Source organism: Pseudoalteromonas sp. S327, assembly GCF_005886415.1.
GTDB lineage: Bacteria > Pseudomonadota > Gammaproteobacteria > Enterobacterales > Alteromonadaceae > Pseudoalteromonas > Pseudoalteromonas atlantica.
The window spans coordinates 89146-102006 of sequence record NZ_PNDP01000013.1 but is presented as its reverse complement, the minus strand read 5'-3'; the positions used below and the strand labels follow the sequence as shown (position 1 = coordinate 102006).

Genomic DNA, 12861 nt, shown 5'->3' with positions numbered 1-12861 from the left:
AAAATTTATTATTTAATGCATGAAAAGACCTAAATTTATCAAACTAGTTAATAAAGGTCTTTTAATACAGCTTGTTGCGACTTTGTACGTTGAACTTGGTGCTGCTCAATTATGTTAATAATAGCATTAAGATCGACATCTGCACTGCTATTTGCATAAAGAGCTGACTGTAAACGGTTAACCTGCGTCGCCAGTTCATCATTTTTGATGTTGTGTATTAACGTATCTATCGCAGCCACTTTTTTGCCCGTAAGCTTAATCGCTACCGCATTTAGTTCGCTATAAAATGCATTGAGATTATTTGATTTAGCTGCATTTTTAAGCGCGTTTAATGAAAGCGGTGGGGCTTTATTTACAGATACACTGTTATTTTTTGGCTCATTATTAGTTGAACGGCTTAACCAATAAAAAATTGCAGTGATTATCCAAAAAATATACCCAAGCACGGCAATAATAATTAACCAAAGCGGAATAACACTTTGCGGCGCGGCTATTGTTGTATTGGGCTGCTGTGTATTACTTACTTTGTTAGCAGGCAAAGTTGGCTCACCTGTATTAAGGTTGTCGTTTGCAATAGCACCTGGGTTTATAGCATTGGCGCTAGGAGTTACCGTTATAGTGCGCTCAGGCAATGTAGCGTAACTAATGCGGTTTATTTTGGTGTTATACCAAGGCAGTGTTATTTCTGGGAGGGTGTAGGTGCCCGCTTTTTGTGGTAATAACGCAAATGACGCTGTTTGCTGAGATACAACCCGTCCGTTTCTTACGGCATTGTTTGTTTCTACATCATCGGGGTAACTGCGAATCCCCGCAATGGTTTTCATATCAATTTCGGGCAGTTGCTCTTTAGTAACCCCTAACGCGGTTAAGGTAATAGTGCGTGTAATAGGCGTGCCAACTTCTACTGTATTTTCATCAGGCTGCCACTGCTCATCAATATTAACTAACTCACTTGGTAGCCATGCGCCTTTATAGTTTGCCGGAATAGGTTTTATCTCAAGTTGCTGATCATCTCCTAAAGCCGACACTTCTAATTGGCGGTAATTTTGCTGTACACGGCCTTGAAACGTAGGACCAACAATGGTGTATACACCACTTTTTTGCGGTTGTAGTAAGTATTCTCGGGTGATCACTAAATAACGTTTACCATCTACAAGCTCATAGCTTTCGGTTTGTTTACCTAATTGAGTAAGCTGTGCATCTTGCATACTGGGCGTACTTAGGCTGCCATCAAGCAGCTCTTTTGCTAGGTAGAGTTTAATCGTATATACGCCAGCTTCTTGAACAAACAACGAGTCACTTGAGAGCGATGTTTTTAAAAAAATATCGTTATTTTTATCAGCATCGGCAGCGCGCTTTGCCACTTTTAATTTTATTGGCTGCGAGCTTAAACCGGCCACGTTAAATGCCGGAATGGTGTATTCACCTTCATTACGGGTCATTAACTTAACAGACCAGGTTGTTTGCTTATTAATGCTGCCATTTATAATGTTGGTGCGCGTACTTAAACTTGTTGGCCCAACTACAAAGTCTTTAAGTAACACCGAGGTGTCGGGTTGCTCGCTTTTTATTGTGTCGTCAACTGAAATGTTAAGCATAAAAAATTCGCCAGCAAGGACTGGGTTTTTATCTACACTTGCCTCTAATTTGGTGGCGGCCCATGATGGCATCGCACTTAATAGCAATAAACAGCAAAATAATCGCATTACCATGATTTTTCTACTCCTGTAGGGCGACGTTGATATTGTCTTTTTTGGGCTTCTAATTGCATTTTATTCCGTAATAAAATTGCCGGATCGTCCGGTACTTTTCTTAATAACTGGTTAAGCTGCTGGGCTTTTTCTTTCTCTTCGTTGGTGAGCTCACGCGTTTGTGCTTGCGCGGCTTGTTGTTGAGCATTTTGCTTTTGCTCATCTGTTAACGTTTGCTGCTGCGCTGTTTGCGGCTGAGTATTTTCAGCCTGTTCTTCGTTTGTTTGCTCAGGCTGTTTTTGCTCTTGATTAGCTTGTGGCTGAGTTTGTAGTTCTGGCTCATTTTGTTTATCTGATTGTGAACCCGACTCAGCACTTTGTTGGTCTTGCTCAGTGTCAGACTCATCACCTGGCTCACCTTGCTGCTCTTGTGATTGCTCGCCTTGACTTTGCTCTGATTGAGAATCGCTATTTTCACCTTGTTGGTTTTGATCTGATTGCTGATTGTTTTGTTGCTCACTTTGATCAGATTGTTGCTGGTTATCTTGCGAATCACCCTCTTGCTGTTGCTGCTGTTGCTCGAGCAACTGCTCAACCAAAGCTTGGTTATCAGCGGCTTCGCTAAAGTTAGGTTGTAGCGTTTGTGCTTGTCTGTAAGCATCTATGGCTTGTTCTAGCTGTCCTGATTTGGCAAGCGCGTTGGCATAGTTATAAAAACCAGTGGCTGATTTATCTTTACTAAAGGCCTCTAGTGCGGCATTAAAATTACCTTGTTGGTACAATGCAGCCCCTTTTAAGCTGCTTGAGTCGGCATTGGCGGCCCGTTCAAAATCTTTATTTTTATAAGCATCTAGCGCTTGCTGATCAGTGTTTTTTAAAAAAGAGGGGAGCTCTAATGCACTTGCCTGTTGGGTTGGCAAAACGCTGAGTACTAAAAAGGCCCCTACAAATGCTGCACTTCTAAATAAATAAAGGCCTAAGGGCAGTAAAATAAGTAACCCATATATACCTGCGTCTATGCGCCACAGGGCATGGCTTTGTTTTTCATCTTTTAATAACTCACTATTGGCACTTGGTGCAAAAGTGGCTATGTCACTGCTGCTTGGTTGGTAAAGGGCAAACTTTCCTCCACTGCGGGTCGCTAGGCTTTTTAAGCGGCTTATGTTAATGGTGGGGATGACTATTTGACCGTAGCTGTCTTTTAAAAAACCGCCTTCAGGTAATTTAATTGGTGCGCCTTGCTCTGTGCCTACGCCATAAATATTTAGCCGATAAGAAGAATTACTGGTAAAGCTAGTAATATCGCTTTGCTCTTCTTGGTCTATGCCATCGGTGACTAATATTATATCGCCATCAATATAGCCTGCTTGTGTTAAAAGCTCTTTTGCCATATCAAGGCCAGCTAAAACATTAGAGCCTTTGTCGGGCATAATGTCGGGGCTTAAACTCGGAATTAAATTAGTAAGCGTAGTGGCATCGTTTGTAAGTGGCGAAATAGTAAATGCACTGCCGGCATAGGCAACTAAAGCGGTGTCGCCTTCTTTAAATAGCTCAATCATATCGAGTGCTTTAAAGCGTGATTGCATTAAACGATTTGGTGCTATATCGGTACTGTACATTGAGTACGACATATCCATTACAATCACACGGGCACTTTTACTTTGAAATACAGGAACCTGTTTTTCTTCAAAGCTAGGGCCTGCACTAAAAATAATAGCTAAACAGCAAAATACAGCGACCAGCCAAAGTGGTTGGCTGGCTTTAGTGTTTGACTCGTTCATAATAAACGGCGCCAAATGAGGGGCAATTAGGTTATCTGCGCTTTGTTTTTTATGTTTAATAAAGGCTATAAAAAACAACGCAAGTGCAGGTATTAAAAGCCACAAAACAGCGGGACGAATAAATGTAAAGTCCATTAGTTAGGCTCCTTTAATGCACGTAAGGTGCTTAACATTACTTTTAAACTAATGAGTAAAATAGCAATAAGTAGTGGGTAGTAAAACAATGAGCTTTGCGGGCGAAATGTTTGCTCATCTGCGCTAATTGGCTCTAACTTATCAAGCTCCGCGTAAATTTGCTGAAGGCCAGCTACATCTTTGGCTCTAAAATATAACCCACCGGTTTGTTCGGCAATGCCTTTTAACAAGCTTTCATCTAAGCTGCCCCCACTCATACCACCCATATTAAATAGGCTAAATCCACGGGGGTTATCTGAGCCAACACCTATGGTATATACTTTTATGCCTTCCTCGCGGGCAAGGAGTAGGGCATCTTCAGGTTTTAAATTACCTGCGGTGTTTTGGCCATCGGTTAATAGCACCACAATACGGTTACTTTTATCTTTGTTGGCAAAACGCTTTACCGATAAACCTAGCGCATCGCCAATAGCAGTGGCACGCCCAACTAAGCCTATTTGAGACTCGCTGAGCATTTTACTTACGGTTTTAACATCGCGAGTCAGTGGCGTTTGTAAAAATGCGGTGTCGCCAAATAATATCAGGCCTAACCTGTCACCTTGGCGCTGCTCTATAAAGTCACTCAATACCGCTTTTACCATAGTGAGGCGATCAACATATTGGCCGTTGTAAGCCATGTCTTGTTCGGTCATTGAGCCAGATAAATCGACCGCAAGCATTATATCGCGCCCTTCGTTTGGTAATGAAATGGGGTCGTCTAACCATGTCGGGTTGGCTGCAGCAGTGACCAGTAATAGCCAAAGTAGCCATTCAAAAATAGTTAGTTTACGTGCGCTTTTTTCAAGGCTTTGGCTGGCTAAGTTATGTTTGGCAAAGCTTGGAATACGTAACCGGGTATGTGCGTTACTGGCAGCAGGTTTTAATAATAAAAGTAATAAGGGCAGAGGTAGTAATAAAAACAACCATGGCCAGCTAAATTCAAACATGTACTGGCTCCTTTAGTTTAAATTGCTTTATGCCTTGGCGTAATTTTTCGTTAAGCGCGTCATTGGTTTGCTGCGCATTATACAGGCTTAAAAGCTCATGCTCGGTAAAGCTTAAACCGGTTAAGGTATTAAGTGTGTTACACCAGTTAGCAGTTGATTGCGTTGCTAGGCGTTTATCGTAATACTCTATTACTAAGCGCTTTAAAATAATATGAAGTGTTTGCGCGCTTTGCTCGTTGTGGCTTAAATCGATTGCGTAGCGCTTAGGCTTTTTAAATTTATAATTTTTGTAAAACCAAAAAGCAGCTGCACAGATTGCTATGAACAGCAGGGTAATAATAACCCACCAAGCAGGGGCGAGTGGCCACCAACTAACTTGGCTTGGCGCTATTATATCGTGCAGGCCATCGAGTGGATTGGTTTGCATGGTTATTTTCTCACTAATTGCAGCTCAAGCGGGCTCGCTGCATTGAATGATATTAAGTTAAGACCCGATTTAGTTAAGCGATTTAGGCGTGTGCTAAATGCTTGCTCGGCGTTTTTTGCAAAGCGTTCTCTAAAGCTTTTATCCATAAGCGGTAGCGCAAAATCTTGGCCGTTGGCATTAACCGTGACAGTGTTTTTAAACGCGGGGAGCGTATGTTCAAACGGATCACTTATATGACAGCCTATCAGCTCACAGTGGCGGCTTAATATTTCTAATTGTTTAAAGCTTGCATCATCTAAGGCATTAAAGTCAGAGACTAAATACACTAAGCTGCCAGGTTTAGCTAAGTGGTTAAGGCGTTTTAAATTATCGCTAAAGTTATTGGTTGCTTGTTTATCTATATTGTTAAGTGCTTGCTGGTGGCTGTCGCATAGGTTATGACACAGCTTTAATACCGCTTTTTCGCGGGCGCTGGGCTTTAGTTCTAAATGCGAGTGTTGATTAAACACAATACCGCCAATTCTATCTCCGCGTTGACACGCCGACCACGCCACTAGCGCGCTAATGTGCGCAGCCTGTACCGACTTAAGCAGCAGCTTTGAGCCAAATAGCATAGAGTTTGAAAAATCAGTAAATACAAAAACTGGGCGCTCTTTTTCTTCTTGAAAAAGCTTTGTATGGGTTTCGCCGGTACGCGCTGTTACTCGCCAGTCAATAGAGCGAATGTCATCACCTTGCTGGTAATGACGCACTTCGGCAAACTCCATGCCTCGGCCTTTATGGGGCGCAAGGTATTGCCCAGTTAAACTGTTTTTAATTTTAACTTTAGGTGCCAGCTCTAATAACTGTGCTTTAGCTTTGTAATACAGCAGTTCTTTTAGCGCTAAATTTACACCGTGGCTGTGGCTTTCTTTTAGCCACGCTTTTGAGTCTAATTGTGTTTGCATAACTTAGGGTACGGCTACAAGTTCAACAATGCGGCTTATAACCTGATCTTTAGTAATGCCATCAGCCTGTGCTTCGTAGCTTAAAATAATACGATGGCGCAGTACATTATGTACAACGGCTTGAATGTCATCGGGTGCTACAAAATCGCGGCCATGTAACCAAGCGTGGGCACGGGCACATTTATCAAGTGCAATGGTAGCACGCGGGCTTGCGCCAAACTCAATCCAACGGCCAAGTTGCTCATCAAACTTAGCCCCTTCACGAGTGGCAATAATAAGCTGTACTAAATATTGCTCAAGCGGCTCGGCTAAATACAAGCCTAAAATAGCTTGGCGAGCGGCAAATAAATCGCTTTGGGTAATTTGTTGCATAACCGCTTGTTGTTCATTAAGTGCTTCACCACGGGTTAATCGCAGTATGTCTAGCTCGTGCTCTGCACCTGGGTAATCAATGCTTAAATGTAATAAAAAGCGGTCTAATTGTGCCTCTGGCAGCGGGTAAGTCCCTTCTTGCTCCAGCGGGTTTTGGGTAGCCATTACCATAAACAAATCGCTTAGCGGGTAGGTGTTTTTGCCTACCGTTACTTGGCGTTCTGCCATGGCTTCTAGTAGTGCTGATTGTACTTTTGCTGGGGCACGGTTTATTTCATCGGCTAAAATAAGATTATGAAATAAAGGGCCTTTCTCAAACACAAACTCGCTGGTTTGTTGGCGGTAAATATCGGTGCCGGTTACATCGGCAGGTAATAAGTCGGGCGTAAACTGCACGCGCTGGAACGAGCCTTCAATACCTTTAGCAAGGGCGTTAACAGCTCGGGTTTTTGCAAGCCCTGGCGGGCCTTCTACTAATAGATGGCCATCAGCTAAAATGGCAATAAGGAGTGCTTGAGTAAGCTCTGGCTGGCCAATAATTTGTGTATCTAAGTACGTTTTTAATTGTTTGAATGCGTTAGCTGCCATAATAAATAGACTTCCTCGTCAGCTGGGTTTGTACCTAATTTATTTTAGGTGATTAATACTGACCTAGTTATAAGGTTTATAAGTGAGTAACTCAAGAGTTAGACTGTATTTTTAAAAATAGTTCGTTATTTTTTAACGGTTTTTAGCGTACCACAAAACTTTGTAAAAACGCGTAAAAAAGCCTATTGTGGTAGTCAATATTAAGCACTATGTATATATCTACCTTTAGTGCTTTTGTATAAATTTGTGTTTATCTATTGGCTTTAGCACACGGGTTGTTTAGAATCGAGGAAAACAAACAGGTCAGACCTGTCAGCGGGAGAGCATAAATGTCTGAGCAAAACATACTAAAAACACCAAAAGGCGACCGTATTGCCATCGTTAGCGGCTTACGTACTCCTTTTGCAAAACAAGCAACAGCGTTTCACCATGTACCAGCCCTTGATATGGGTAAGTTGGTGGTTAACGAAATGCTTGAACGATTAAATTTCGACAAGTCAGAAATCGATCAACTTGTATTTGGTCAAGTAGTACAAATGCCAGAAGCGCCAAATATTGCACGTGAAATTGTTTTAGGTACGGGTATGCCAGTAGGCGTAGACGCGTATTCAGTATCGCGTGCGTGTGCTACCAGCTTTCAGGCCATTGCTAATGTAGCTGAATCTATTATGGCAGGCTCTGTAAATGTAGGTATTGCCGGTGGCGCCGATTCATCTTCAGTATTACCTATTGGCGTAAGTAAAAAATTGGCAGGTAGCTTAGTTGATTTAAACAAAGCACGTACCTTAGGCCAGCGTTTACAAATATTCTCAAAACTGCGTTTAAAAGATTTATTACCAGTACCGCCTGCGGTTGCTGAGTACTCAACAGGGCTTTCAATGGGCCAAACTGCTGAGCAAATGGCTAAAACACATAACATAAGCCGTGAAGATCAAGATGCACTAGCGCATCGCTCGCATTCACTTGCAACCCAAGCATGGGCCGATGGCAAGTTAAAAGATGAAGTAATGACGGCACACTTACCGCCATATAAAAGCTTTATTGAAGAAGATAATAACATTCGTAAAAATTCTACAGTTGAAGGCTACGCTAAGCTTAAACCGGTATTTGATCGCCAACATGGCTCGGTTACCGCTGCTAATGCAACACCATTAACCGATGGTGCAGCTGCCGTACTGATGATGAGCGAAAGCAAAGCAAAAGCACTAGGCTACGAAATTTTAGGTTATGTACGTAGCTTTGCGTTTTCGGCAATTGGTGTAGAAAAAGACATGCTAATGGGCCCAGCGCATTCAACGCCTATCGCACTTGATAGAGCAGGAATTACACTTGCTGATTTAGATTTAATTGAAATGCACGAAGCCTTTGCATCGCAAACACTTGCCAATATGAAAATGTTTGCATCTGATAAGTTTGCGCAAGAGCAACTTGGTCGGAGCAAAGCAATTGGCGAAATTAACATGGATAAGTTTAACGTTAACGGCGGCTCACTGGCATATGGTCACCCATTTGCTGCAACCGGTGCTCGCTTAATTACGCAAAGCTTACACGAGCTTAAACGTCGTGGTGGCGGTTTAGCATTAACAACAGCGTGTGCTGCTGGTGGTTTAGGTGCAGCCTTTGTATTGGAGAGCGCGTAATGACAGATTCAGTATTTAATTTAACGGTAGATGAAAACAAAATTGCCGTAGTAACCATTGATGTGCCGGGTGAGAAAATGAACACCCTGCGCGATTCATTCGCTGATGACTTAAAAGCTTTACTTGAACAAGCGAAACAAGAGTCAGTAAAGGGGATGGTATTTATTAGTGGTAAAAGCGATAACTTTATCGCGGGCGCTGATGTAAAAATGCTTGATAGCGTGCAAAAGCGTGAAGATGCGTTAGCAATTAGTGAACTTTGTCATCAAGCCTTTTTTGATATGACAAAACTACCTTATACAACAGTAAGTGCAATACATGGTGCTGCGCTTGGTGGTGGTTTAGAGTTTGCTTTAGCGTGTGATTACCGCGTAGGCACAGATAGCGATATGACTAAAGTAGGCCTGCCAGAAGTACAACTTGGTTTATTACCAGGTGGCGGCGGTACGCAGCGTTTAACTAAAATTGTAGGCATTCAAAAAGCACTTGAATGGATGCTAACTGGCAAGCAAATTCGCCCTAAGCAGGCTAAAAAAGCAGGCGTATTAGATGATGTAGTACCACAAAGTGTATTGCTAAAAGTAGCTAAAGAATTTGCAGCTAAGAAAAAGCCAGCAGATAAAGAGCCAAAGCTTGATAAAGTAAGTAAATTATTAGAGTCAAACCCGTTTGGCCGCAACTTTATCTTTAAAAAAGCCAAAGAAAACGTCCTTAAAAAAACCGGCGGACATTACCCTGCGCCACTTGCGATTATTAAAGCTGTACGTGCAAGTGTAGAGCTTGATAAATTAAAAGCATACAAAACAGAAGCTGAAAGCTTTGCAACACTTGTAATGAGTGATGAATCTAAAGCGCTTCGCGGTATTTTCTTTGCAACCACTGAAATGAAAAAAGAGTGGCGCAACGACGATGCGCCAGCAATCAGTAAAACAGCTGTTTTAGGTGGCGGCCTAATGGGGGCTGGTATTGCGCATGTAAGCGCAGTAAAAGCCAAAGTACCTGTACGTATTAAAGATGTAGCAGAGCAGGGCATTAGTAATGCCATGAACTACACCTACAAAATTTTAGATAAGCGCCTTAAACGCCGCATTATGTCTAAAGCTGATATGCAGTTAACAATGAACCGTATTACCGGTACTACCGACTACAGTGGCTTTAAACACATTGATTTAGTAGTAGAAGCTGTTTTTGAAGATTTAGCCTTAAAGCAAGGTATGGTTGCCGATATAGAGCAGCAATGCCAAAGCAATACTATTTTTGCAAGTAACACGTCATCACTGCCTATTTCACAAATTGCAGCACAGGCACAGCGCCCTGAAAACGTGATTGGCCTGCATTACTTCTCGCCAGTTGAAAAAATGCCATTAGTGGAGATTATTCCGCACGAAGGAACTTCACAAGAGACTATAGCGCGCGTAGTTAACTTTGCACGTAAGCAAGGTAAAACGCCCATTGTGGTAAAAGACATGGCAGGTTTTTACGTAAACCGTATTTTAGCGCCTTATGTAAATGAAGCAGCTAATTTAATGCTTGCCGGTGAGCCAATTGAAAAAATTGATGCAGCCCTTGTAGAGTTTGGTTTCCCAGTTGGGCCGCTTGCTTTACTTGATGAAGTAGGGATTGATATAGGCTCTAAAATAGCCCCAATTCTTGAAAAAGAATTAGGCGAGCGTTTTAAAGCGCCTGATGCATTTTCTCGTATGATTGATTCAAAACGCCTAGGCCGTAAAACGGGTCGTGGTTTTTATGAGTACGATAAAAAGAGCAAAAAAGTTGACGAGTCAGTGTATGAGCTATTAGGTGTAACCCCTGCACCGCGTTTAAATAAAAGCGAAATTGCTAAGCGTTGTGTATCACAAATGCTTAACGAAGCCGTGCGTTGTTTAGACGATGGCATTATTGCCAGCCCACGTGATGGCGACATTGGCGCTATATTTGGTATTGGCTTCCCACCGTTTTTAGGTGGACCGTTTAGCTATATGGATAAATTGGGCGCCAGCAAGGTTAGCTCTGAAATGTCTACATTAGCTAATAGCAATGCAAATTTTGCCCCATGCGACACGTTAGTAAGTATGGCTGAATCAGGCGCTAAGTTTTATCAAACGCAGCCTGTTGCAGATGAGCCAAGCCCAGCACCTGTTGCTGAACAAGCTATAGAAGCAGAACCTGCTGATGAGCAACCTCAAGAAGAGAGCGTTGACTCACCAAAGCAAGACTCGTAAAACAGCTTGATTAAAAAAAACCGCATTATATGCGGTTTTTTTATATCTGCTATTTGTAAATATAGAATTCTAGGGCGCAATAATAGCAACCCGCAATAATACTTAATCATTCTGCGGGGCTAAACGTATCGCTACCTGTGTTAAAAACGTGCATTTATAAAACCTAAATTGCCAGTTTTTATTTAGTTATCGACAGGTTTTTACCCTCAAATAAGACTTATAATTAAGTGGCTTGCTATAAAGTATGTTAGCTTAATTTGCAGCTAAGCAGATAAGAGGTAAACCATCATGCAGTTGTTTACAGCACGATTGGCAATGCGCCCACTTCAAAGCAGTGATTGGCCATTATTTTTGCAGTTACATCAAAATCCTACCGTGATCCGTTATTGCTACGATATGCCCAGCGAAGCGTTTGTACGCAGCCGCTTTGAACAACGTTTAAAAAGTTGGGATAGCACTTCTACTCATCCACTTTGCCTTGTGGTATTTGATAAGCGTTCAAATGAGCCCATGGGTGTAACGGGGTTTACATACGAACTTGAGCAAGCTGAGCTAGGCTATTTGTTTTTACCCGCGTATTTTAATCAAGGCTTTGCCAGTGAGTCATTGCGTGCCGTGATTGAGTGGGCATGGCAACAATGCGGTATTACACAGTTTAAAGCCGTGGTTACAAAGGGGAATGTAGGGTCTGAAAAGGTATTACAAAAGTGTGGATTAACGTTAACTGGTATTAATACGCAAGCGCACACTATTAATAATACACGTTATGACGATTTGATATACACATTAAAATTGTAGCAAATAGGGCTAGCAAGCTAGCCCGTGATGGTGGTTTCTATAGATGTGCTTCAATTGCTTTACGGTCTTTTTCTGGCATATTCTCAACAACTAATTTGAACGAATTATCGATCATTCTTTCAATTTCGCCTTGTGGAATAGAGCCATCTAATATCACCGTATTCCAAAGCCGCTTGTTCATATGATAGCCAGGGATCACCGCAGGAAAAATATCACGCAATTTAAGTGCTTCATCGGGATCGCACTTTAAATTAAGCCACCAAATAGGATCTCCATCATCATTTACGTCTCCATCATTACCTAAGGCAAGGGTGGCAAACATTTTATGATTTACTTTATAAACATCAACCTCTTGAGCAAATGGTTTTGTCACTTGCACCAAGGGCTTCTTTACTAAATACTCATGTACTGTGTTTTGGTCCATGATCCAATCCTTGAAGTCATACTCGGTAGAGATACCATAGCAGTTTTTTTCGCTTTTGATTATAGGTATTTAGTTTTAAATTAAAAATTTGCAAGTCTATATCAGATGCAGCCCCAAATTAATGTATTTTTAGTTGAACAATACCCAGTTCGTGGTATGTTTCTGGCAATCAAAAAAATAATAGGAAAACCCCCATGCCAAAGGCGAGTGAAGTTAAAAAAGGAACCGCGATTGAGTTTAATAATCGCGTGTTGGTAGTTAAAGATATTGTACGTTCAGTTCCACAAGGCCGTGCAGGCGGTAGTTTGTACCGTATGCGTTTATACGATGTAGTAACAGGTGCAAAAGTAGACGAAACCTTCAAAGACAGCGACATGCTAACCCTAGCAGATTTAACTCGCCGCGAAGCAATGCTTTCGTACATTGATGGCGATGAATACGTGTTTATGGATAATGAAGACTACACGCCGTATAACTTAAATAAAGAGGCGATAGCAGAAGAAATTCAATTCGTTAACGAAGAAACGCAAGGCGTACACGTTATTGTAATTGATGGCTCGCCTGTAGGTTTAGATTTGCCATCAAGCGTAGAGCTGGTTGTTGAAGAAACAGACCCTTCAATCAAAGGTGCTTCTGCCAGTGCACGCTCTAAGCCTGCACGCCTGAGCACGGGTTTAACCATTTCGGTGCCTGAGCATATATCTACGGGCGACCGTATCCGTATTAATACGGTTGAGCACAAATTTATGGGCCGCGCTGAAAAGTAACCCAAGCTATACAATAAAGCTGGCGCTATGCCGGCTTTTTTTATGGCTAAATTTCTAAACTAGGTAATAGTAATCTGCATCAA

At 42.0% G+C, this 12861-nt stretch carries 11 protein-coding genes; 4 read left to right on the top strand and 7 right to left on the bottom strand.

Translation table 11 applies throughout. The features are described from left to right. Positions 1 to 47 precede the first annotated feature (47 nt). Genes CWB60_RS05400 through CWB60_RS05375 form a run of 6 tightly spaced genes read right to left on the bottom strand, consistent with a single transcriptional unit; the run spans position 48 to position 6927 of the window. Positions 48 to 1712 carry a BatD family protein gene (locus CWB60_RS05400; RefSeq protein WP_138577480.1) on the bottom strand — a complete coding sequence of 555 codons (1665 nt, stop codon included), beginning with the start codon at positions 1710 to 1712 and terminating at the stop codon, positions 48 to 50. Continuing rightward, entirely contained in the window at positions 1706 to 3607 is a 1902-nt protein-coding gene (locus CWB60_RS05395; protein WP_138577478.1) for a vWA domain-containing protein, read from the bottom strand. The genes CWB60_RS05400 and CWB60_RS05395 overlap by 7 nt, the downstream gene beginning before the upstream one ends. Continuing rightward, positions 3607 to 4593 carry a vWA domain-containing protein gene (locus CWB60_RS05390; protein WP_138577476.1) on the bottom strand — a complete coding sequence of 329 codons (987 nt, stop codon included), beginning with the start codon at positions 4591 to 4593 and terminating at the stop codon, positions 3607 to 3609. The genes CWB60_RS05395 and CWB60_RS05390 overlap by 1 nt, the downstream gene beginning before the upstream one ends. After that, the gene (locus tag CWB60_RS05385) at positions 4586 to 5020 is read right to left on the bottom strand and encodes a DUF4381 domain-containing protein (RefSeq protein ID WP_055253030.1); all 435 of its coding nucleotides are present in this window, start codon (positions 5018 to 5020) and stop codon (positions 4586 to 4588) included. The genes CWB60_RS05390 and CWB60_RS05385 overlap by 8 nt, the downstream gene beginning before the upstream one ends. Before the next feature lie 2 nt (positions 5021 to 5022). Further along, positions 5023 to 5967, bottom strand: a complete 945-nt coding sequence (locus CWB60_RS05380; RefSeq protein WP_054982187.1) for a DUF58 domain-containing protein — start codon at positions 5965 to 5967, stop codon at positions 5023 to 5025. A gap of 3 nt (positions 5968 to 5970) precedes the next feature. Next, complete coding sequence (locus CWB60_RS05375) at positions 5971 to 6927, bottom strand: AAA family ATPase (RefSeq protein WP_004587307.1); 957 nt, start codon at positions 6925 to 6927, stop codon at positions 5971 to 5973. A gap of 329 nt (positions 6928 to 7256) precedes the next feature. Here CWB60_RS05375 and fadI point away from each other — a divergent pair, with 329 nt between their 5' ends. The 3 genes from fadI to CWB60_RS05360 all read left to right on the top strand — a co-directional run bounded on the left by fadI (position 7257) and on the right by CWB60_RS05360 (position 11587). Beyond that, positions 7257 to 8567: an acetyl-CoA C-acyltransferase FadI gene (gene fadI, locus CWB60_RS05370; RefSeq protein WP_024031879.1), complete on the top strand. Its 1311-nt coding sequence runs from the start codon at positions 7257 to 7259 to the stop codon at positions 8565 to 8567. After that, entirely contained in the window at positions 8567 to 10789 is a 2223-nt protein-coding gene (fadJ, locus tag CWB60_RS05365) for a fatty acid oxidation complex subunit alpha FadJ (RefSeq protein ID WP_055253032.1), read from the top strand. The genes fadI and fadJ overlap by 1 nt, the downstream gene beginning before the upstream one ends. Positions 10790 to 11077: 288 nt before the next feature. After that, on the top strand, positions 11078 to 11587 hold the full coding sequence (locus tag CWB60_RS05360) for a GNAT family N-acetyltransferase (RefSeq protein ID WP_138577474.1): 510 nt from the start codon (positions 11078 to 11080) through the stop codon (positions 11585 to 11587). Between the two features lie 37 nt (positions 11588 to 11624). Here the strand turns inward: CWB60_RS05360 and CWB60_RS05355 are convergent, their stop codons facing one another. Then, positions 11625 to 12011, bottom strand: a complete 387-nt coding sequence (locus CWB60_RS05355) for an MmcQ/YjbR family DNA-binding protein (protein ID WP_004587303.1) — start codon at positions 12009 to 12011, stop codon at positions 11625 to 11627. Between the two features lie 194 nt (positions 12012 to 12205). Here CWB60_RS05355 and efpL point away from each other — a divergent pair, with 194 nt between their 5' ends. Continuing rightward, positions 12206 to 12778 carry an elongation factor P-like protein EfpL gene (gene efpL, locus CWB60_RS05350; RefSeq protein ID WP_004587302.1) on the top strand — a complete coding sequence of 191 codons (573 nt, stop codon included), beginning with the start codon at positions 12206 to 12208 and terminating at the stop codon, positions 12776 to 12778. Positions 12779 to 12861 lie beyond the last annotated feature (83 nt).

Bases quoted from the DNA above. Each gene is read 5' to 3' on its own strand.
- CWB60_RS05400 (WP_138577480.1), bottom strand. From the start codon at position 1,712: ATGGTAATGCGATTATTTTGCTGTTTATTGCTATTAAGTGCGATGCCA.
- CWB60_RS05395 (WP_138577478.1), bottom strand. From the start codon at position 3,607: ATGGACTTTACATTTATTCGTCCCGCTGTTTTGTGGCTTTTAATACCT.
- CWB60_RS05390 (WP_138577476.1), bottom strand. From the start codon at position 4,593: ATGTTTGAATTTAGCTGGCCATGGTTGTTTTTATTACTACCTCTGCCC.
- CWB60_RS05385 (WP_055253030.1), bottom strand. From the start codon at position 5,020: ATGCAAACCAATCCACTCGATGGCCTGCACGATATAATAGCGCCAAGC.
- CWB60_RS05380 (WP_054982187.1), bottom strand. From the start codon at position 5,967: ATGCAAACACAATTAGACTCAAAAGCGTGGCTAAAAGAAAGCCACAGC.
- CWB60_RS05375 (WP_004587307.1), bottom strand. From the start codon at position 6,927: ATGGCAGCTAACGCATTCAAACAATTAAAAACGTACTTAGATACACAA.
- fadI (WP_024031879.1), top strand. From the start codon at position 7,257: ATGTCTGAGCAAAACATACTAAAAACACCAAAAGGCGACCGTATTGCC.
- fadJ (WP_055253032.1), top strand. From the start codon at position 8,567: ATGACAGATTCAGTATTTAATTTAACGGTAGATGAAAACAAAATTGCC.
- CWB60_RS05360 (WP_138577474.1), top strand. From the start codon at position 11,078: ATGCAGTTGTTTACAGCACGATTGGCAATGCGCCCACTTCAAAGCAGT.
- CWB60_RS05355 (WP_004587303.1), bottom strand. From the start codon at position 12,011: ATGGACCAAAACACAGTACATGAGTATTTAGTAAAGAAGCCCTTGGTG.
- efpL (WP_004587302.1), top strand. From the start codon at position 12,206: ATGCCAAAGGCGAGTGAAGTTAAAAAAGGAACCGCGATTGAGTTTAAT.